Here is a 22,573-nt window from a genome sequence, read left to right as displayed (position 1 = left end):
ACCGGCTTCGGCCGGTTTTTTTTATGCGATAGTTTTTGTTTAAACCACTAATGGTTTAGAGGCAATGCGCCCTTACTATACTGTGCTAAAAGCCCTGCTGTCAGAAGCCACAAGTGATGTAACAAAAATTAAGTTCTAACACGGTAAATCCACACTTTGGATGTCTCTTTTTAAGTGTAAGAATAACAGATTCCAAAATTTCATATGGACAAATGCCTATAAACGTTTTGGCATTTTTCTAATTCGACAATGATTTACAAGTAGTTATACCATGAGTAAAAATTTTTCCCGTCGCGATTTCGTCAAAAACACAGCACTTGCAGTAGCTGGTATTCCAATATTAAAAAACAGTTTATCAGAAGCGAACAAGGATAAGCTTTCAAAGACAAAATTCATCCCCGACAAACCCAATGCTCTTAGCTGGGTAGATGGAGACACCCCTGCCCTGCAAAACGGAACGGCTTTCGGTGTGCCCTGGCCTAAGGGAAAGCATGCCAAAGGAACAGAGTTCAAACTGATGGATGCTCAAGGTAAAAACGTGCCGGTTCAAACATGGATCACGGCCACATGGCCGGATGGATCCATCAAATGGACGGGACATGCCGTTTCCGGTTCTAACGGTGTGAGTGATCATTATCAGATCCAGCCTGGAAAGCCTGCACGTCCCGATACGGCTGTTCAGGTTAAAGAAACCAGCGGAGAAGTACATGTGAATACGGGAAAGATGAAATGCTTGATTTCCAAAAAAGGTGAAAATCTAATCACTTCTATTGAACGTAATGGTAAAAAAGTTTTTGAAAATGGTCGTTTAGAAGGTACCAAACAAGATTCACCAGAAGCTGGCTCTCCCCAAATCCATTTCACCTCAGATATTTCTGATATTGAGGTAGAACAGGACGGCCCCATACGGGCAGTCATCAAAATTGATGGCACCCACAAGTTTGAAGAAGGTCGCACATGGCTTCCCTTTTCAGTTCGCCTGTATTTTCATGCTGACAGTGACGCGATACGCATGGTTCATACTTTTGTGTTTGATGGGGATGAAAATGAGGATTTCATTTCCAGCCTTGGAGTAAAATTTGAAGTACCCATGCACGATGAGCTTTATAACCGGCATGTTCGCTTATCTGGTCCTCAGAACGGAATTTGGGCTGAAGCCATACAGGGACTCACAGGACTCCGACGCGATCCGGGCGAAGAAGTTCGCAAAGCACAAATCGCAGGAAAGGCCGTTCCCCCACCAAGTACCTGGGATCGGCGTGTCAGCTCCCGCATCCACTGGATTCCACGCTGGGGTGACTACAAACTCTCTCAGCTATCGGCAAACGGATTTAAAGTTGAAAAACGAACCAAGAAAGGACACTCCTGGATTCCTTCGGCCCATGGAGGCCGTTCCTCGGGAGCAGCGTACATTGGGGGAGCTTCCGGTGGCGTTGCCTTTGGTATGCGGGATTTCTGGAAACTACACCCCACTCAAATTGATATTCGAAATGCCATTGATGATAAAGCAGAAGTGATGATATGGATGTGGTCACCCGATGCTCAGCCCATGGATATTCGTTTCTATCATGATGGAATGGGACAGGACGTTAGTGGCCCGCTCGATATTGAACCAGTAGATGGAGTGGAACCCAGCGTTCCCGATACCCCTTATGCGAAACAGCTGGATGCACTTAGAATCACTTATGAAGATTACGAACCCGGATTTGGTACACCTTATGGCGTAGCCCGGTCTACCGACCTGTTTCTTAGGATTTGCGACGGAACTCCTTCCAACACCTTTCTCGGGAATTTTGCCCGGTCGGTAGAGCAACCGCCGCAATTATCCGTTCAGCCCAAGGATTTCTTGAATGCAGGTGTATTTAGCAATATGTGGGGACTTCCTGATCGATCCAACAAAAAACTCAGTGAGCTTGAAGACCGGCTTGATTGGTCTATCCAATATTACGATGATCAAGTAGATCAGCATCACTGGTATGGATTTTGGGACTATGGAGACTTTATGCATACCTATGACACCGATCGTCATATGTGGCGATACGATGTGGGGGGCTATGCTTGGGATAACTCCGAATTGTCCACAGATATGTGGCTGTGGTATACCTTCCTTCGCTCCGGCGATATGAAGGCCTATCGCCTGGCAGAAGCCATGAACCGTCATAATCGCGATGTAGATATCTACCACCAGGGACGCTTTGCCGGACTAGGCACTCGCCATAATGTGCAGCATTGGGGATGTAGTGCGAAACAACTGCGTATCAGTACCTGTATGAATCGACGCTTTCACTATTTCTTGACCACTGACGAAAGAACTGGAGATGTGCTGCACGAAGTGCTCGAAGCCGACCGGCAGCTTGCTAATATCAATCCGGTACGGAAACTGCCTGGGCAGCCGTTTAAAGTGGAGGAAAGCCGTATGGGCGTGGGTACCGATTTTGGATCTGCAGCGGCGAACTGGCTCACCGAATGGGAGCGTACTGGTGATCCAAAAGTGAAAAGATGGATCGAACAGGCTATGCGTTCGATCGGTGAATCCAAGTGGGGTTTCTTCACCGGAAGTTTTGCCTATGATGTAGATACCAAGAAAATGACGGAACCCGATAACCCAGAACCACGGGCTTCTCACTTAAGCACTATGTTCGGTTTACCTGAGCTCTGTGCAGAATTGATTGTGCTTATCGATGTACCGGAGTTTAAAGAAGCCTGGCTGAATTATTGCCGCCTTTACAATGCCCCACAAGAAGTACAGCAAGAAGCATTGGGAAGTGATTATCGTGATCCCGGTTTTGTACAATCTCATTCCAGAATCACAGCTTATGCAGCTGCCATGACTAACGATGAAGAGCTGGCTAAACGAGCCGTTCCCGAGTTGATCCAGGATGAATGGGGCGTCCATGCCAATGCACCCAGAATGCAAAAGTCATTGTCTACTCTTCGTATTGAGGGCCCCGAATCTATTAACCCGGTGGATGAAGCACCCTGGGTTAGCACCAATGATTCTGCCCAGTGGGGACTGGCCGCGATACAGGTATCGGCGCTTGTGGGCGAGCATGTAAAATAGCTTTGCTTGGCTCTTTAAAATCCATCACCCCGCTCTCTCGAATTGTAAGCCAATAGGCCTTGCTGTCTGAGCGGAATGATGGGGTCAAGCTTATTCCCTCTCGCAGCCTCGCTCCCAACGTCCTCGTTGGGAGCGAAAATATGAAGCTCCAGCTTCAGTGCTAAGTGGAATAGGAAATGCCATTTTAACGAACCAAGCCTTGGCGCGGACACCCTCCGTCTTGCTACGCTATCGCTGCGCAATCCACCTCCCTCAAGGGAGGACTTTTTCGAGATGGATTTTAACTTCAAGAAAAGTCAGGCATCTTAGCTGTAATGTTAGCTTGAAAAGTCACTCCTTGAGGAGAGATCAAACAAAACAGCTATTCTCCCGAACATTCGGGATGAGAGGTGTTTGCGAGAAAGACAATAGACTGACTCAAAAGTATCGTCTCAGCAATACTCTGACTTGCACATTGAACCTATCAACTTGCACCTAATATACCCTCAATCTGTTGCTCTTCTTCTTCGGATAGCTCCATATTGTCCAGGGCAGCTAGGTTATCCAACAGTTGCTCTTTGCGACTCACTCCTACCAGGGCTGATGTAACAACCGGGTCACGAAGTACCCAGATTAATGCCAGCTGAGCAAGCGATTGGCCCCTTTTTTCTGCGATTTTATTTAGCGCCACTATTTTATCCAGGCGTTCTTGCGTCAAATCATTCTCCTGGAGAAATCCTTCCGGATCCGCAATGCGGGAATCTTCAGGAATTCCATCAATGTATTTATTGGTGAGCAAGCCTTGCTGTAGCGGAGAAAATGGGATACACCCTATGCCTTCTTCCCGAAGTACGGGGAATAAATCCGTTTCAGGTTCTCGAACAAACATGTTGTATTTGGGTTGATGGATGATAAACGGCGTGCCCAACTCATCCAATATGGCTTTAGCCTTGCGTGTTCGCTCTCCGCCATAGTTCGAAATACCTACATACAAAGCCTTCCCCGATTGCACAATGTGATCCAAAGCCCGCATGGATTCTTCCAGTGGCGTATTGGGATCTGGTCGATGATGATAGAAGATATCCACATAATCCAGCTTCATACGTTTTAAGGACTGATCGAGGCTGGAAATCAGGTATTTGCGAGAACCCCATTCTCCATAGGGTCCCTCCCACATTTTATAGCCTGCTTTGGTGGAAATTATCAGCTCATCCCGGTAACCCTTGAAGTCGGAATGCAGAATCTTTCCAAAATTTTCTTCAGCCGAACCCGGAGGCGGACCGTAGTTGTTGGCAAGATCAAAATGGGTAATACCATGATCAAAAGCAGTTTTTAGTATCTCCCGGGCATTATCTAAATCTGCCTTACCTCCGAAATTATGCCATAAGCCCAGCGATAAAGGGGCTAATTTTAATCCGCTGTTTCCAACATGTCTGTAGGGTATTTTTTGGTAGCGATTGGATGCAAAATTCATATTCTTATTATGTAGTCGATTTATACAATTAAAGTGGTCAAATTGAACCTAAAAGAAAATCAAAGTATATTTTTGAAAAAAGAGGAATTGAAATGGAAGCAATTATAGCTAAAAGTGGAAATAAAGCCGAATTAAGACAAGCTCGTGAGCTTTTGAAGAAAATGGGAATTGATTCAAAAATCATCACAGAAGAAGAAATGGAAGATCTTGGCATGGCTGTACTTATGAGAGAAGCAGATCGATCAGAATATGTAGAGGAAGAAGATATTATGCGGATGCTGGATGAAAAATGAAAATCATCTACGCTATTTCCTTTAAGAAAGACCTTTCGAAAATTAATGACCGAAATACGCGTCAACAAATCAAAAGGGCGATTCAAAAAGCTAAAAAAGTAGATGATTTTAAAAAAATCACCAATATTAAGTCTATAAAAGGAGAAAAAAATGCCTTTCGACTCCGTGCTGGGGATTATCGCATAGGACTTTATCTGCACGAAGATACTCTTGAATTGGTTCGTGTTGCACATCGCAAAGATATCTACCGTCTCTTTCCCTAAAAGTATTTTGATACCAAGCACCGATTAATCCAATGTATACAAATCCGGAAGCTCATCTTCAAACATCACGAGTTCCGTATCGCGGAAGGCTTTCATATCCGGTGCACTTGGATGTTCGGGATGCGAGGCATAAAAATGTTCGCGTTGCTCCCGTTCGTAATTGGCATTCCTCCAGGTCAACACATATGCAATTCCTTTAGCTTTGGGATTGCTTTCCAGTGCAACCAAAACCTGTTCGGTCCACCAGTTTTCATTTGGGATGGTTTCTACCCCGGTTTCTGTCAATGCGGGAATCTTATCTCGTTTTTTGGCCTCCTCAACCAGCCAGGCCAAGTCATCACTGAATTCGCCCGGATCACGGTCATTTAAACTTCCATAGTCATCCAGTCCGAGAATATCCACATAATCGTCACCGGGATATTTCTCAAAGTATTTGGATAGAGCCCGGCCGCTTTGCCCATCAGGAGAATAAGCCCACAACAGATTGTGCACCTGTTTTTCATTCCGTAGATATTCCACTGTATAGCGCCATAAGGCTACATACTCTTCCACTGTCGTTTGCTCATCTCCCCACCAAAACCACGAGCCGGTATGCTCATGGTAAGGACGGAATATGACCGGTATCAGCTCCCCGTCTTTTCCTCTTAAATCCGTGACATAAACCGCAAATTTATCCAGCCAGTTGTTGAATTTTTCATGCTCTTCGCCGCCGGGCAGTATTGCAGATACAGCTGGCGTTCGGTCCCAGCTATCTCCATCCGTTACCGGATGATTCATATGCCAGGCAATAGTGATGACACCACCCCGCTCGTATCCTTCCTGAATCCAGCCTTTCATTTTCTCAAAGGAAACGCCATCGAGGTTTACATCGGTATCCTGTCGTAAATTACCAAGCTCCCAGCCATACACGGCCGGATAAGAACCCGTCACTTCTTTCACATCCGAGCGGCCCTCCTCCGCCCACCAGCTATAGCCATAGGCCAAATCATCCTGATGGCCATACAGCACATGGGTTTTAGCAACTTCCTTCAGGTTGTTATAAAGAGCAACGGTCTCGGCTGTTGCTTCCTGGTCAATAGATAAGTCCACGGCCTCCGTTTTTTGTTCCTCTTGTGAGTTATTGCAACCTGCACTAAGCACGATAATAGTAATGAGTAAAAGAGCAGAAAAAAATTTCATACAGTCGTTGGTTTATAAATTCTCGGCGTGATTTTTAATGATCTGAAGCGTAGTTGAATCATCTGCAAACACAGAATTCAATCCCTGAGGCTCTTGCGGGGGGTCACCGGTGAAAGGATCGCCGGGTTGCCACCAGAAGTCTTCGTTTTGAGCTTCTCCAAATCCGCCCCAGCTCCAGAAGTTTGAACCGGCAAAAGCTTCATACTGCTCCACTTTTTCAAACACCATTTCATAATAGAGATTCCGGTATTGAACCGGGCTGTTTCGCTCGTACGATTCGCCATCCCTAGGAAAACCAAACTCCTCCATCACAATGGGTTTATTGAGCGAATCAGCCACAGCTACGTGCGATTCAATGTATGCAGCCGCGTTATCCAACGCATTCTGATAGGTACCTTCCATATCGTAAGGATCGATCCAGCTCCAGTTTTTGGCCCACATGTGAAAAGTCAGGTAATCAATGTATTCCGAGTCATGCGCATCCACAAAAATATCCATGGAATTCAGGCTGCCCATCTCCCCTTCACTTCCTGTTGAAACCAGGTGATTCGGGTCATGGCTTTTGATAAAAGCCGCCGTTTCTTCCACCCATTCCACGTAAATATCATGTTTTTGCTGGGTGATTTCTCCCTGTCCTGGTCTCGGCTCATTCGCCAGTTGCCAGGCCATGATGGCTGGATCTTCGTAATAAGGTTTGCCCGTGATTGTATTTTCGCGCTTAATGAGCTGCTCTATATAATCTCTCCAGGCACGATTGGCTTCTTCATTCTTGTAAAATTCAGCGGAAAAGTCCATAAAGCCCGGCCAGTCTCCATCGGCGGGATCAATGGCTTCCTGATCCGAATACCAGCTTTGGTAGGTCGACATACCCCCCGACCATTCCCAGTAGTTATTCAGGAAGATCACGGCTTTCATTCCGCGTTTATCCATTTCAGCCAGTAAATAATCCAGCCCAATCAACAAATCATCGTTGTAGCTTACATCTTCATTGATGTAGACAGGATCCAGAGAATTATCAAAAACAGACTCTTCGGAAGCTCCCATCACCCGCAAATTGGTGATGCCGTGACCTACTAAGAAATCCAGTTCTTTCTTTAAACGCTCTCTGTTACCCAGTTCTCCAGCTTGCCCAAGATAGGCGCCATACCAAAAGTTGGTACCCACATAACTATAGGTAGTATCGGATACCACGAAGCGGATTCCATCAACGGTAACAAAGTCTGACGAAGGCTTTTCTTTTTTGACTGAACAAGCGCCAAAGAACAGAGTTAAGATAAATAGATACCCAAATAAACGGTTATATAAATGCTTCATAAATGAATAATAAACGTTGATGTATTTATGATTTTTCTTTCTTTGAAGTTGTATTAACCTGGATCAATTCACCCAGTTTGGAAGGCGAAAGTATATTCTGGGAATTCTCACTACGTGCCAAAATTTCTAAAACAGCCCGGCTGTTATGATAGGGACATTTCCAGGAACGTACTTTATCCAACTTGTGAGGTACACCCATCCGGGTCACTTTTTCGTGCCATTCTCCATATTTCTTATCGAGCACATATTTCTGTATAAAATCCCAAACACTGCAGGAGGCCGCCAAAAATTCAGGATCACCTGTGAGCTGCCAGGCATTATAAAAGCCCACAATGGCTTCGGCCTGGGGCCACCAGTCTTTGTTATCATCGGTGATACCGGACGAATCGGCTTCATTTAGTAAACCGCCATTCTGATCTAACCCATCTTTCATCACGGCTTTGGCCAGCGACAGACTGATGGATTTCACCTCTTCTCTTCGGGGATAATTTCCAAGTACTTCAGCTGCTTCAATCAACAACCAACTTGCTTCAATATCATGGCCAAATGAAATTTCGTCTGATCTTGGCTCCCAATCCTCACCCAAAAAGGTATGCATTGAACTTCTTTCCGGATTCACAATGTGACCGGCAAATATGTCAATCAGCTGGGAAAGGCGCTCGGCTACAAGTTCATCAGGCCAGCAACGATACAGGTTGGTATAAGCTTCCAGCACATGGAGATGGGTATTCATGCTTTTGGGCTCGTTGATGTCCTTGTCGCTGAGGCGAACATCGTCCATCAACTGCCAGGCGTAGGTATATGACTCATAGTAGCCGCCATTTTCACTATCAGTACATTTATCCTCAATCAGATGATACAACTCTTTCGCCTGTTCAAGCGCTTCCTCTTTATGGAAGGCCAGGTAATATTCAGACAAAGCATAAATAGCAAAAGCCTGTACATATACATGTTTTCGGGTATCCTTTGGCTCTCCATTGGCTGTAACCATCCAATACACCCCGCCATATTCTTCATCCCAAAGCTTGCTGGTAAGGTATTTGTAAGCATGATCAGCCATCGTGCGGTATTCTTCTTTCTGAATCCGGCGATAAATGGATGAAAAAGTCCAAAGTACACGGGCTGTCAGGATTGCTCCTTTGCCTGCATCAAATACAGGTTCATTGTCATAGGTGATCCGACCAATAAACCCGCCATTTTTATGGTCCACAGTATTATTGAGCCAATAAGGAACAATGTCTGAGAGTAGTTCAGCTTTAAGCTCCTCTTGGAGATTAGCAATTGCTTGCTCTACGGTTATTTCCATGAGACCTCACCACTTCTTATTTCGCTCAATCAAGTCCACACGTTGCTGCACACTTGCCGCGGACCGTAATTCGTCGGCCGGGGTATTTTTGGCATAATCCAGAAGCTGCTGAATAGAACTCTCGGCTACATGAATACGCGTATCGGATGAAGCGTAATAGATATGAACGGAATCGTCCTCGTCACGAATCCAACCGTTTGTGAATACTACATTAGAAACATCTCCCACGCGCTCTGGTCCATAAGGAGCAATAAAGTGTCCGCCGGGTGCATATTTAATTACCCAGGGCTTGTCCAGTTCAGTTACAAAGAGATAGAGCACATACCGCAGTCCGGCAGCGGTATTCCTCACCCCGTGAGCCAGATGAATCCATCCTTCCTCGGTTTTTAGAGGCGGAGGTCCCTGTCCGTTCTTAACTTCTTTAATGGTGTGATAAAGACGCTCATCTATGACCGTTTCTTCACCAACTTCAGCTTGGGTGATGTCTTCCGTAAGTCCCCATGCGATACCTCCACCCGATCCAGCCTGAATGAAGCCATCCTGGGGACGCGTATAAAGTGCATATTTGCCATCTATAAATTCGGGGTGTAATACCACATTGCGCTGCTGGTCGGATGAGGTTTTAAGGTCCGGCAGACGTTCCCACTTCTTCAAATCTTTGGTACGTGCGATACCGGCCTGGGCAATAGCACTGCTCTTATCAAATGGATCGGCATCAGGGTCTTTGCGTTCGGTGCAGAAAATGCCGTAAATCCAGCCATCTTCATGTTCGGTGAGGCGCATATCGTACAGGTTTATGTCCGGATCGTCTGTTTCAGGCATCACTACCGGTTCATCCCAGAAACGAAATCCCTCTGTCGGGGAATCACTTTCGGCAACACCGAAAAAAGATTTTCGGTCGGTGCCTTCTACCCTGCACATCAGGATATATTTGCCATCAAATTTCATGGCACCGGGATTGAATACGGCATTAATTCCCAAACGCTCCATGAACAGAGGATTGGTTTCAGGGTTAAAATCATAACGCCATTCTAATGGTACATGATGCCGGGTTACCACCGGATTCTGATATTTAGTGTAGATACCGTTGCTAATATTCTGCGGCTTATTTTCTTTGTTAATAATAGATTTATAATGATCAGAGAGCTTCTTTTTCCGCTCTTCGAATACGTCGGTTGTATTATTGGTAATACTCATTGATTAATATTTTGGTATCTAATTCGATGATGTGAGTTTTTACTCCGCGGGGAGCTTGTCGTACCAGGTTTTCTTGAGGATGATTGAAGTAACTACCGCAATGGCTATACTGATGGCCAGTGGCACTACTTCCATTAAAACCAGGTAAATGGGAAAAATAACCAGCGCAGTTTGCCAGATGATTCCTATGAATACGTTGAAGGCATCCCGCTTAAAGTTGGTGTTTTTCTCAAATGAGGGGTCTTCAGCCACTACCTTATCGTGGATAGGTTTCCAGAAGCCCCATGGACGAACGGATTTATAAAAGTCTTTAAGTACATCCTCTTCTACCGGTGGCGCCATATAGGTTCCAATTAGGCAGGCGATAACTGAGATCAGCAGCATGAGCGGGAAGGTGTATAGATCCAACACTCCCGGAAAGATGAACCGGAAGGTAAGTGCCGGGATAAGTCCTCCGACCATGCCCCAGAAAAATCCATGGCCGTTAAATCTCCACCAGTACCATTTTAACACGTTGGCAGCCACATAGCTTCCATACAGCCCCGATACAATCCACTGGAGCACATCGTTAACATCCTTGGCAAAGAAGCCGAACACGATACTGATAAGCACAATCACCACGCCCGTTATGTAGTTCATAGACGAGATCTGTTTGTTATCGGCATCCGGGTTGATGTACTTCAGGTAGATGTCATTTACAGTATAAGCCTGTGCAGCATTTAAGGTGCCGGCGAAAGTAGACATAAATGCTGCGAGCAATCCCGCCAGCAATAATCCCATCACCCCAACGGGAGCAAATTCTACCATGGTGGCCGGCAATACCTGTTCAAAATCAATACCACGGCCGGGTACTACAAGGTCTAATTGGTTGTAATAAAGCAGGCCAAGAATAGCAAAACCCGCAATCATGAAATAACGGATGGGCATCAGGATCACAGATACCGAACCACTCATCAGTGCAGCTTCCCGAACGGATTTAGTGGAAAGGATTTTTTGCATGTCGTAGTTGGGAGCCGGTCCGGCCAAACTCACCAAGACACCTTTGAAAACCATCATCATAAAGAAGATGGTAAACAGTCCGAAACCATCCTCTTTTATTTTCTGATTGACTTCATCGATAATCCCAGACCAATCCATGTTGAGCTCCCAGCCAAAAAATGGGTTCATCCAGCCATCAGGAACGGCCAATGGGTTATCCATAAGGGCTTGCATGGCAATCACCCCAATCACAATTCCGGATATGGCCATAATGATGAACTGTACCAAATCGGCCCAAACAATACTGCGCATACCACCCAATACAGAATAGAAAACCGCAAATATAGTAAATATAATGCCATAGAAATGAGCCACATACTGATCCGGGATATCAAAAAACAGATATTGACTCAGGAATTCCCAAGGCACAAAAATCTCTACAAATTTGCCTAAACCAATAAAGCCATAGGTGAGATAACCCAAGCCCATTATAAGCGCAAACACCACAACAATGATATGCGATAGCTTGGCTCCTTGTTTATAGCCAAAACGGGTCCTGATCCATTCCGCCCCTGTGGTTACACCGGAACGCCTCAGCCACATAGCCAGGAATACCATCAAGAAGATTTGGTTGAATACCGGCCATAGCCACGGAATCCAGACACTTTTCATCCCATACACAAAAAGAATGGTAACCAGCCATACCGTCCCTGAAATATCAAACATTCCAGAAGCATTGGAGAGACCCAACATGTACCAGGGCAGTTCATTCCCCCCCAGCATGTATGAGTTTTTTGACTCTTGTGCCTTTTTCTTTAGGACCAATCCAATAACAACCGTTATGATCAGGTAGGCAAATATGATTAGAGCATCAACAAGGGCTAGTCTCATTTTATAATCTGTAGAAAGTTAAATGCTTGTTTTAAAGTTGAATAGGAAGAAACCTAATTAATTTGTTAGCCGAACATGAGGCCTCAATTCAGTAAATCAGTAGTGATCAGGTTATTAAGGAATTACTGGTAGATTAGAACAGGCAGTAATTCCTTAATAGCCTAAGCTATTATTGAAAAGAATTATCAAAAAAAATAGTTAATGGGGTGAAGCTCGGGGCCTCACCCCAAAAACTATATGATGTAGTTGTCGATGATCAAATATGGAAGGTGATTATTTGATCAGCGTCATTTTACGTTGGTGAACAACTTCACCCGCTTTCAGCTGATAGAAATACACACCGGAAGCAAGGTTACTGGCATCAAAGTTTACAGTGTGAGATCCGGCAAACTGTCGGCCGTCCATAAGTGTTGCAACCTTTTGGCCAAGAATGTTATACACACTCAGCTGCACATTGGCGGCTTCAGGAATGGTATAATTGATCTTGGTAGTTGGGTTGAACGGGTTCGGGTAATTTTGTGAAAGCTCATATCCTTCTGGCATTTCACTGATTTCATTTGAAGTGGCTACACCCATTTCAATAAGCTGTACGTAGTCCAAGCTTCCACCGGAACCGGCAACGGTCACAGTATGTGCACCTGCAGTGGCTTCAAATTCATCGGTCAGGAAGTTGCTCCCTTCTTCATCGGCTACGAAATCAAACGTGCTAACTTCGGTGCCATTTAAAGAAACTGTACCTGATCCACCTGCTTCTGACTGATAGAAACCTCGAACTAAGTACGTTCCATCAGAAGGGAAATCCAAGTTCATGGTTACTGAACCGTTAGATCCTAAGTTTACAGATTTAAATCCGGTAGCAACCCAGGGAGCAGCTTCACCGTTTTCGTCAGGTACTAAACCGTTTGGCTGTACCAGGTTGGCAGTAGCATTGGGAATGGTAAGTTCAATAGCTACATTTTCAGTTCCTGCTTCTAAAACCTCAATGGTAGAAAAGCTTTGGTAACCCCATGATGGCTCAAGACGGAGTGTGTTGGTGCCAGCAGGCAGTACCAGTCCGTCAGGAGATTGTTCTGGGTGTAGTTCTGAGTTGTTAATTCGGGTCCATACCCACTCTTCCGTTGGAATGCCAACATGTGGGTTACAGCCACCAGCATCATCTACTGCATCCCATAGATATTCACCCCAACCGCATGGATCTTTCAGAGAAAGTCCTTCTGGATAGGTTTCGTTAGTAAGAATTACGCGCTGTCCACGAATGCCATTACCTTCGAGATTGGTAAGTACATTGAGATCATAGGTTCCGGCGGTCTCAACATCAAAAGTCCACTCAATGAAGCCACCTGCTTCCATCATGTAATAAGCAAAGCCATCAAATACATCAACAGCAGCTTCACCTTCCATACTGCCATCCTCGGCCTGGGCTTCTCCTACCACTACGAGTTCAATTTCATCACCGGCAAGGGCTTCAATTTCTTCCACATAGGTGTCACGGTTAGATTCCCAGTCACTCATGGCGCTTTCATCCTGCCAGTTCAAGTCACCCAAAGGTAAACCATCCGTACCGGCATCCATTAGATCGCTGTTAGAATATGTGAAGTTTTCAGGCAGTGGCCATACAAAGTTAGCCGCTACGTAGAGATCCGGATCTCTGCCTGGATCCCACAACCAGCTGTTAAATGGGGTAGGTTGTCCGGTTCTCAAATCCTGAATATTTTGGATCTGCTCAGGTACCAAGTCTTCTAATGGGAACGAAGTTTCAGGGAATTGATCCACTTCAGGAGCTTCGGTGTAAGAAACTAGTCCTGGGTTGGTTGCAAAATCCTGACCTTTATACATGGCATCAAAGTTCTCGAACATAGAGTCGGTTTGAGCATTATACAGTGGCTGAGATCGAATGGTATCAGCATAATAGGCTTCAAACTGTGGATCTCTCCAGTGTGAGTTGTTGGTGTATACGATACGTCGGCCGGCGTCCAATCCATAAGCTGGAGGCATTGGGGCAATCGTGAAATATCCGGTATAAGGGTAATCTCGGTCTCCAACAATATCATCATGACCTTCTCCGTGCCAGTAGTGGTTCACATTCAGGTTGTTGGCAATATATGCTTCCTGCCAGATCCCACCTGTGTTAAACATACGGCCAATATTTACCATGGTATTATGTACCAGGCGTGCATACTGAAGTGGTTCAACTTCAGATTGAATAACCGTCATACCAAGGTTAAAAAAGGTGTTGTTTTCAACAATAACCGAATCGGCTCCACTACTAAATACTAACCCTCTACCTTCCCATTGCTGGGTCTTGTTATCGTGGTTTCGTACTACGTTATTGGTGAAATATACCTTATTACCTCCGCTGGAAAATCCAAACAGAGAGAAATTACTGCGCTCGAATACGGAATTATCAACCGTGATACGGGCGCCTTGGGCTTCAACAAAAATTGGAAGATAACCAGCTCTTGAACCTTCCGTATCCTGGTTAGTCACCCAAACGTTTTTCATCGTAAGGTCATTACCAACGGTAATAATCCGTCCATTTTCACTTCCATCTTCATTAACAGTAAGCTGAATGACCGGTGGGCCAAAGTCGGGGCCTTCAGCGGGCGGATTAGGGTCTCCCACTAATCGTAAGTGAAAATCGTTGTATTCGATGGCTGCACGCACATAGTATATCCCTCCTCTCTCGAGCATATATATCCTGTTATCTGGACGTAATGTGTCATTTGCAATAGTATTCCTGAGGGCATTCGGTATGGGGTTAAAATCCCCGGAATGCCACTCTACCCAGCATTCAGCCTGGTCGGTAGGACACTCTGTATAGAATGCCTCATCCTGAGCCATAGCCTGTGCCGGGAGCAATACTGCCCCTAAAATCAGGGTAAAAAACATCAGTATGTAATTGTTCTTCATGTTTATCTCCTAGCTTGGTTTGGTGTGGTTTTGTTTTGTGATTTTCTTTTCCGGCGGCAGGCAAGGAATCCCATGCCTGCTGTCTCGAAAAATGGTTGGTTAAAATCTAAGTCGTACTCCAACATCCATGGTGAAGCCGTAATATTCGATATAGGTTGGACTTCCTGATCCTAAGGCTTCAGAGTTTCCCTCGCCCCCCTGGAAGTTTCTGTCAGGTCGGTTAGTCAGATTACTGAAATTGGCAAAAGCTTCCAGGTAAGAAGTAAACCGTTGTTTAATCTGAAGATCATATCTTTGATATTCTCCTGAAAAAGTATCGAGAATAGGTGATGATTCGTTAACACCTGTCAATCGGTCGGTTTGATATAAGTAGGATAAGCGGGTTGAAAATCCTTTGTAATCATAACCTATAGTCACGTTAGCAATATGTGCCGGTTGATCAAGCATCCGGGCGTCCGTTCTTAAAGTATCTTTAAAAACGGACGTATAAATTGGACGGGGTGTACCACAATTTCTGATACATTCCTCGGTACGGAATTTCCACTCATAGTCGGTATTAGAGAATATTCGGGTGTAATTTACATTCAGAACCAACCCTTTTAAGAACGATGGCAAATACCAGAAGTTTGTCTGCCAGTCTAATTCTATACCACGGTAAGTAGCATCATTAGGACTGTTAATAAACGTATCAATTTTTGGATTTTCTGTTAGCCAGCCATCAGGAATATTTAATCCTTCCGGGATTTCATCCAACGTCACAGAATATAGACGAGTCCAACGCACCAAATCTTCAATACGTTTATGGAAAACAGAAGCCGTAAATAACCCAATTTTATTCTCATACACTGAAACAGAAGCATCATAATTAACAGAAGTTGATGGCTTTAGTGTAGAGTTACCGGCCTGAATTTGATCGCCTTGGTAATTGATATTTGTTCTTGGGATATACTGCGTATAATCGGGACGTGCTAAAGTTTCAGTTCTTGCAAGGCGTATCTTCAACCAATCAACAGGGTCTATTTGAAGATGAACCATTGGAAGTGCAAAGTTAAAATCACGAACACGATCAAGCGTGTCCAATTCTGTAGGAGGTCGTTGCGTATTGTTCACATTTACCTCACGAAATTGTTCTGCCTCGTATCGTGAATAATCATTTACAAATCGTACCCCGGGTATCAGGGTTACATACTCTCCAAGATTAATCTCTGACATCACATATCCAGCAGAATAACGCTCTTCGCCTTTATAATCATTAGCACGGCTTTCGGCTACCCTTTCCTTAATAGCCCGTTCACCAGAAGAGTTTTCACAGGATTCTATGGCGTTAGCAAAAGTAACCATCGCATCTGGGTCCATCGTATATCCAATAGGCCAATCTCCTTTAAAACCACTTAAAAAATCATCTCTGGAGTAATCATTCATTAGGAATGTCATGGGTATCCAACCATAATTATCTATGACCAACTCATCTATGGCATAGCCATTCAAGGTGCCACCTACATTTTCCATTGCACAGCGCAGATATTCCGCATTAGATGAACTTCCTGAATAGCCTCCGTATTGAAAATTTGTTTTCCCTATAGAATTTTCATCGTTGACTCGGTCTAACCATTGAAATTTGAAGCCAGTTTTAATGTGTCCATTAAAAAATTCTCCAAAATCGAATGGAATCTTACCGTTAAACTGTACAGAGTAATTTTCTTCATCTCGTGTAATATCATTAATTATTACATTCGCTAATCGGGTCTCTTCATCATCTGGAGTAATAAAGGGAATTACCTCACTAGGATGCATTCCGGGATATCTGGAAAAAGCTTGGGTAGTATCAGTATCCTCAGACATGATGACATTTGATTCCTGAACAAACTGAAATGAATAATCTCTGGGATTTTCTGATCTTGAGGTTGAATAGGAAACACCCGCATCAAAAGAAGCCCAGCCATAATCCTGATCGATAGCCAACTGAGAAGTCATAATTGACGTAGTATAATCAGTCAAATTCAAATTGTAACGATGGCGATTATCATATCCGTTATATATCTCATTGTTACGGTTTAACACATCTCCTTGTAAACGGGTAAAGAACATATTTCCTTTTAACTGCCCCTTAGGCAAAACATAGTCTAACAGTAAACTTGCCCCTGTACGGCCACGAGTTACATTATCTTCATTTAATGTAATTGATTCGATGAGTACCGTCGTCTCACCGGTTTGTGGGTCACTTGATCGCCCGTAATTTGCAGAAAACTTATCCGCACTGCGATCATACTCATCCGTATTAAAAGTAGCTATAACGCCCAGTTTGTTATCTAAAAAGCGGTTACTGGCGGTAGCATTAACTTTGTAGTTACCATAATAGTCTTGCAATTGCGCATAGCCACCTTGAGCTTGTACATCAAACTTCAAACCTTTCGGCGCATCCTTTAATTTCAAATCAATGGAGCCTGCAATGGCATCAGCATCCATATCCGGAGTAATTGCTTTTTTCACCTCGATACCATCCAGCATATTTGATGAAATAAGGGATAAATCAACACTTCGGTCGTCTGCACCGGTTGAGGGAACCCGTACCCCATTCACACTAACTGTGCTAAATTTTGGTGCCAGTCCCCGAATAGCCACACGCGTGGCCTCGCCTCCTGAACGTTGAATGGAAATACCCGGCAAGCGACCAATAGATTCCGCAGCATTTACATCCGGGAGCTCTTGAATACGGTCACTTGATACAATATTTGAAATGGTATTTGAGGCTAACTGCTCGTTAATGGCACTAATTTGCCCCTGTGCTTGCGCTGTGATATTAATCTCATCTCCTTCAACACCGGCCCATTCCAGCCTAAAGTTGACTTCAATCGTTTCTCCGGCTTCTACCTCTACCGTTTCCTCAATAGTCCGGTATCCCAGGTAGGTAATTCTGAGCGTTTGCGTGCCTGCCTCTACATTGCGTATCAGAAAAGCACCTTCGATATCTGTTGCCGCCCCTTTACTGGTTCCAGCGATAATAACGTTTGCCCCAAATAAAGGTTCGTCAGTTCCGGCTTCTGTAATCACTCCTTCAATATTCCCCGTACCCTGTGCATGCACATTTGCCTGATACATAAATAGAAAGGTGAGCGTTAAAAATATAGTACTAAGTTTCCGCATATTTCTTGTTGGTTGTAATTAGCTGAGAGTATTGCGCAAAGTTAAAAAAACAGGATCGAATGTCGTGCTCTAAAAAGCGCTTCCAAATAATACGAATCAAATTTGAAAATTGGGTGAACCTCTGCATCAGATTTTCACTGCTTTAAAAATGATGTTAGTCGCTGCTATGCCCACTTTATCTTTTCCCAAACACGCAGGCTGATCGATTTACTTTTTCCACTTTTCCTCAAATAAAAGCTATTGAAGCAATATTTCAATTATTCAATTTATTTGATTTAATACACCCAAAGATTAATCAATTCAGTTTATTTAACCAAATATTTTTTAAAAAAAATTGACAAGACTTTACTATTTCCTTCTCGGTTTTTCGGCGAATTGTCTTCAATATTAAATAAAAAGTGTACTTAACTATTTTTGGAGCAATTCTGCAGAAAACGCTTACAAGGATCACTGCCGCTTTTACTCTTTTTTTATTTTAGAGGATTAAATGCCTACTTTCCGCAAATATTATCCAACCTCTCTTTCGGCGTTGGCAATTGACTCATTACTATTGGGACTACCATGCTTACAGGAACAAACTTAACCTATACCAAAGCTTTTAATCACCGGATTGTTTTTGAAACTATTCGGCTAAATGGCCCTATTTCCAGGGCTGATATCGCCCGGGCTACCAATTTAACTGCCCAAACCGTATCCAATATTGTTAACCGGCTTTTAAAGCGTAACCTCATCATGGAAGGCAAGCGCATGCAAAAGAAACGCGGGGCCCCTTCCGTCACCCTGGATATTAATCCAAAGGGAGCATACTCCATTGGTTTGGATTTTAATCGTGATCACCTCACGGGCATTTTAGTTGATCTTGCCGGGAACCTCGTAGATAAAAAGTATTTTGAAGTCAACGACCCTACCCCGGAAGCATCCATCAAATTGATGGCAGAGACTGCAGAGGATTTATTTGAAAAGGATAAGTACAAAAACAGCTACTTGAGTGGAATTGGCATTGGCTTTCCTGGTCCCATGCAGGTAAATCAGGACAATACCGTATCTAACGTGGTGAATCCAAAATCTTTTACCCACTGGAAAAACGTTCCTGTTTTAAAACTTTTGAGCCAGCATATCGATGCCCCCATCTTTCTTGAAAACAACGCCTCGGCTGCCGCTATTGGTGAGAGATGGTACGGCGTTGGTCGCAATATCTCTTCATTTCTCTATTCCTTCTTTGGAGTTGGTTTGGGGGGAGGCATTATCCTTAACGGACAATTGTATGAAGGCGCTAATGATAATGCCGGCGAGCTCGGATATACCCCTATGGATGCTGGAGTTAGTCCGTTGAGCAATTCAGACCATCCACATATAGGTGAGCATTTTGACTTAACACGCCTGTATAACTGGCTTGCGAAAAGTGATATTAAAGTTAAGAGTCCACAAGACTTAAGGGCGTTATATCTGGACAAAAATGAAAAATTCATGGAATGGATAGAACTGGCTAAAGAACTATTAGCTCCAGCCTTCCTTTCCGTAGAAAATCTTTTAGATCCCGAAGTAATAATTCTCGGGGGGCGTCTCCCCGAAGAAATCCTTAAGGATTTTAGTGATGGGCTCTCCACACGCTTAAACAATATGCGGATCGTTGAAAAAACGACCGGACCTGAATTTTTAACTGCTACTGCCGGCGAGGATGCCGCAGCCCTGGGAGCCGCTACCTTACCGATGTTTGATCTGTATGCTCCCCAGCCCCAGGTCTTAATTAAGAAAAACGGGCAAAATAACTCAGACGACTAATTTTATAATAGGCTTGTTTGGAGAAATACAACTTAGGCCTTCGATTGTGTTTTTATCAGATGAGATCCTTTTTACCGGCTAAGTATACAATGTGCCATTTGATTTTCACCTTATCATCAGCCTGTTTATCCCAATGATCCGTAAGCAGCTTAAACTGTTTATAATTCAGTGATTTACCTAAAGTACTTTCAGCAGCCCCAATACGTTTTAAATGCAGGAAGAAATCCAGTGAACTATCAAATTCCTGGTACAGATCGTTTTCGTAATAATCGATCTGCATGGGACCCATGGAAAGTTTTACGGCGACCTCCTCTACGTCCGGCAAGGGATTGGCCGTATGTGGCAAGCCCAATTTCAGGCAATGCTCATACCAATCAGGATAAGAATGATTACCTGGAAACGAGCACAGAATCAACCCGCCGGGCAATAATTTATCGGTAGAACGCTGTAAGAATAGCGAGGTATCTTTTTGCCAGTGGACCGCAAAATTGCTTACAATCATCGCAAACCGCTCTTCTCCCTCTGCTGAAAAGAAATCAGATGATAACAACTGAAAACGCACCTTATCGGTTAAGAGCCCCTCTTCATCCAACCGTTGCTTACAAAAGGCTAACATTTCCGAGGAGCTGTCCATAATCAGAAACTCTCGTTCCGGAAACTGCCTAAGAAGCTTTTCTGTGAGAAAACCCGTACGGCAACCAACCTCCAAAATAGGTCCGTCCGGTAGCATCCCCTGCCATGGAATCAGCGAAGACATAAGGCCCTCGGCTACTTTTTGCTGTATCTCTGCTTCTTGATGATAGTTTTGAGGTATATCTTCTTGCTTCAAACCATAGTTTCTTGAATGAAAGACTTTGATGCGGTAAGATACTTCTCTACCCTATGAAGGCAGCCCATTTTCTTCCGGCGTCCAAGTAGAATCAGACTGAAAGGTTCGGCCCATGGCGCGGAATTGCCGTACAAACGGAAGTTTGGTGCGAACAGAAGGCGCAAACTGTGAATATTCAATCATAAACAAACGGTTGGTATCTGGATCGTAATAGGTAAAGTTCACAAAAGGTCCGCCCATGGCTCCGTTTACCATATGCCAGGTGCCACGTGTTTCATACGCCAAAAGCCGGCCTTTTTGGAATGATTCGGTGATTACGGGACGAGTTTCAGGCCTGCCATAATAGGTATTTACGTACATGCTGTCTCGAGCGCCTTTGATGTATTCTCTGGATAGTGAATCCCTTGTAGTATTGATCCAGTTGTCATCCAGGAAAGAAATATCCTCTACATCATTTTTCCACCAAATCCACATCCAGCGATCGTTTTGGGGAAGAAACCTTCGATAGGTTTGAAAATTGAGGGTATCCACATTCTTCACATAATCATGCTGGAAACGAACTTTAAAGCCATGATCTTCCCACAGGGAGTCAGACAGGTTGGTTTGTTCTTTTTTCTCATACACAAAATATTCCCAGCGCTTAAGCTCTTTCTGCAGCATATTGGAAAGCAGGGAATTTTCCGTATTTCGAATTTTCTGAGCCAAAGTCGAATCCGAAGTGGAGGTTAAAATCAGTACGTACTGATCCCGGTACCATTGATCGATCACCGGAAAGGCAAAGCTCTCTCCTTGTTTTACCCGCTCTTCAACCGATTCATCCAAAAACCCGCGAATCTGTCGCCCAACATTTGATTCTTCATCAATGGGCGCCGCAAAGATGAGGTTTTTATGCTTACGTAAGCGCTCCAAATGAGACTGAGAACGTATCTGGGTAAATTGAAGATCGTAGTAAGGCTCGGCATTGGGAACGGTAAACACATACCGGCCAATGGTCTCACGAATGGCCTGAGCTGTAGCGCTTTCCCATTTGGTAGAATCCATCACCACAACGACTTCACGGGTGTTGCCTTCCGCCAATGGACGGTAATCACCATCGCAGGAAATGAGTAGAAATGAAAAAATTGAAAGAATGGTAGCCGTTAAAATTGTTCGCATGATATCTGATTAATTTCCATGTTTCAGTGCATGAACGAAGGAAAACAATTTGGATTGCCATCCCTCTTGAGGATAATGATTTTTGATGGTGTCAATTAAGGCACTGCCCACAATAAAGCCGTCCGTGTTAGCTGCAATAGACACTGCATCCTGGTGCGACTTAATCCCAAAACCTACCATCACCGGGTTTTCTGTTACATGAGTGTTTACCCTCTCTATAAACCGGGCAACGGATTGGGAAACTTCGTCCCCATCACGAGCACCCGTCACACCAGTAACCGAAACGCAATATACAAATCCTTGGGAGTTTTCGTCGGCCAGTTTCATACGGGCATCCGAAGTGTTGGGTGCTACCAGATGAATTACATCCAGCTTATTTTTTTCGGCGTGATGTTTGATCAAACCATCTTCTTCCAAAGGAATATCGGGGATGATGAGGCCATCCACACCAACCTCCGCCGCTTTTTGCGCAAACTTTTCTACCCCGTAATGCAGCACGGGATTCATATAGCCCATCAGGATGATCGGAATCTCTGATTTTTCGCGGATCGCTTCCACCATCTCAAAAATCTTGTTCATGGTGATGCCGTTCTGTATGGCTATATCACTGGAGTACTGAATAGTGGGCCCATCCGCCAGCGGATCACTAAAGGGCATGCCCAATTCAATCATATCCGCCCCGTTTTCTTCAAAACCCAAAACCAGGTCCACGGTTGATTCAAGATCAGGAAAGCCCGCCGTAATGAATAAGCTCATCAGCTTTTCATCGGCTTTTTTGTTAGCAAAAGTCTGTTGTATTCGGTTCATGCTATTTGGTA

Annotated in this window: 15 protein-coding genes; 4 read left to right on the top strand and 11 right to left on the bottom strand. The window is 44.3% G+C overall.

Annotated features, from left to right (window positions below):
• Window positions 1-271 precede the first annotated feature (271 nt).
• Window positions 272-3,061 (top strand): exo-rhamnogalacturonan lyase family protein, encoded by a 2,790-nt coding sequence (locus FN815_RS00725; RefSeq protein ID WP_142452676.1) that lies wholly within the window; start codon window positions 272-274, stop codon window positions 3,059-3,061.
• A 463-nt stretch (window positions 3,062-3,524) separates the two neighbouring features.
• On the opposite strand, the gene FN815_RS00720 is transcribed toward FN815_RS00725, so the two are convergent.
• Window positions 3,525-4,514: an aldo/keto reductase gene (locus FN815_RS00720; RefSeq protein ID WP_142452675.1), complete on the bottom strand. Its 990-nt coding sequence runs from the start codon at window positions 4,512-4,514 to the stop codon at window positions 3,525-3,527.
• Between the two features lie 92 nt (window positions 4,515-4,606).
• On the opposite strand from FN815_RS00720, the gene FN815_RS00715 reads away from it, so the two are divergent.
• Both FN815_RS00715 and FN815_RS00710 read left to right on the top strand, forming a co-directional pair.
• Window positions 4,607-4,807: a hypothetical protein gene (locus tag FN815_RS00715; RefSeq protein ID WP_142452674.1), complete on the top strand. Its 201-nt coding sequence runs from the start codon at window positions 4,607-4,609 to the stop codon at window positions 4,805-4,807.
• Entirely contained in the window at window positions 4,804-5,070 is a 267-nt protein-coding gene (locus FN815_RS00710; protein WP_142452673.1) for a type II toxin-antitoxin system RelE family toxin, read from the top strand. Before FN815_RS00715 ends, FN815_RS00710 begins: the two co-directional genes overlap by 4 nt.
• Before the next feature lie 24 nt (window positions 5,071-5,094).
• Here the strand turns inward: FN815_RS00710 and FN815_RS00705 are convergent, their stop codons facing one another.
• The 7 genes from FN815_RS00705 to FN815_RS00675 form a co-directional block, all read right to left on the bottom strand.
• Window positions 5,095-6,249 (bottom strand): glycoside hydrolase family 26 protein, encoded by a 1,155-nt coding sequence (locus tag FN815_RS00705; RefSeq protein WP_142452672.1) that lies wholly within the window; start codon window positions 6,247-6,249, stop codon window positions 5,095-5,097.
• 12 nt (window positions 6,250-6,261) lie between these two features.
• On the bottom strand, window positions 6,262-7,563 hold the full coding sequence (locus tag FN815_RS00700; RefSeq protein ID WP_221930202.1) for a glycoside hydrolase 5 family protein: 1,302 nt from the start codon (window positions 7,561-7,563) through the stop codon (window positions 6,262-6,264).
• A 25-nt stretch (window positions 7,564-7,588) separates the two neighbouring features.
• The gene (locus tag FN815_RS00695; RefSeq protein WP_142452671.1) at window positions 7,589-8,869 is read right to left on the bottom strand and encodes an AGE family epimerase/isomerase; all 1,281 of its coding nucleotides are present in this window, start codon (window positions 8,867-8,869) and stop codon (window positions 7,589-7,591) included.
• 6 nt (window positions 8,870-8,875) lie between these two features.
• A complete protein-coding gene (locus FN815_RS00690; protein ID WP_142452670.1) occupies window positions 8,876-10,066 on the bottom strand; it encodes a glycoside hydrolase family 130 protein in 1,191 nt (396 codons plus the stop codon).
• Window positions 10,067-10,105: 39 nt separating this feature from the next.
• Window positions 10,106-11,935 (bottom strand): sodium:solute symporter family protein, encoded by a 1,830-nt coding sequence (locus FN815_RS00685; RefSeq protein WP_142452669.1) that lies wholly within the window; start codon window positions 11,933-11,935, stop codon window positions 10,106-10,108.
• A gap of 273 nt (window positions 11,936-12,208) precedes the next feature.
• Entirely contained in the window at window positions 12,209-14,845 is a 2,637-nt protein-coding gene (locus tag FN815_RS00680; protein ID WP_142452668.1) for a T9SS type A sorting domain-containing protein, read from the bottom strand.
• A 99-nt stretch (window positions 14,846-14,944) separates the two neighbouring features.
• On the bottom strand, window positions 14,945-17,989 hold the full coding sequence (locus tag FN815_RS00675; RefSeq protein ID WP_142452667.1) for a TonB-dependent receptor: 3,045 nt from the start codon (window positions 17,987-17,989) through the stop codon (window positions 14,945-14,947).
• A gap of 561 nt (window positions 17,990-18,550) precedes the next feature.
• Here FN815_RS00675 and FN815_RS00670 point away from each other — a divergent pair.
• Entirely contained in the window at window positions 18,551-19,771 is a 1,221-nt protein-coding gene (locus FN815_RS00670) for an ROK family transcriptional regulator (protein ID WP_142452666.1), read from the top strand.
• 55 nt (window positions 19,772-19,826) lie between these two features.
• On the opposite strand, the gene FN815_RS00665 is transcribed toward FN815_RS00670, so the two are convergent.
• From FN815_RS00665 to trpA, 3 genes are read right to left on the bottom strand one after another with little or no spacing between them, the layout of a single operon-like run.
• The gene (locus FN815_RS00665) at window positions 19,827-20,600 is read right to left on the bottom strand and encodes a methyltransferase domain-containing protein (RefSeq protein WP_246075087.1); all 774 of its coding nucleotides are present in this window, start codon (window positions 20,598-20,600) and stop codon (window positions 19,827-19,829) included.
• 51 nt (window positions 20,601-20,651) lie between these two features.
• On the bottom strand, window positions 20,652-21,755 hold the full coding sequence (locus FN815_RS00660; protein ID WP_142452665.1) for a DUF4837 family protein: 1,104 nt from the start codon (window positions 21,753-21,755) through the stop codon (window positions 20,652-20,654).
• Between the two features lie 9 nt (window positions 21,756-21,764).
• A complete protein-coding gene (trpA, locus tag FN815_RS00655; RefSeq protein ID WP_142452664.1) occupies window positions 21,765-22,562 on the bottom strand; it encodes a tryptophan synthase subunit alpha in 798 nt (265 codons plus the stop codon).
• Window positions 22,563-22,573 lie beyond the last annotated feature (11 nt).

It is taken from the genome of Gracilimonas mengyeensis (genome assembly GCF_900182705.1).
In the GTDB taxonomy this organism is placed as follows: Bacteria; Bacteroidota; Rhodothermia; order Balneolales; family Balneolaceae; genus Gracilimonas; species Gracilimonas mengyeensis.
This window is presented reverse-complemented; position numbering and strand designations above follow the sequence as displayed.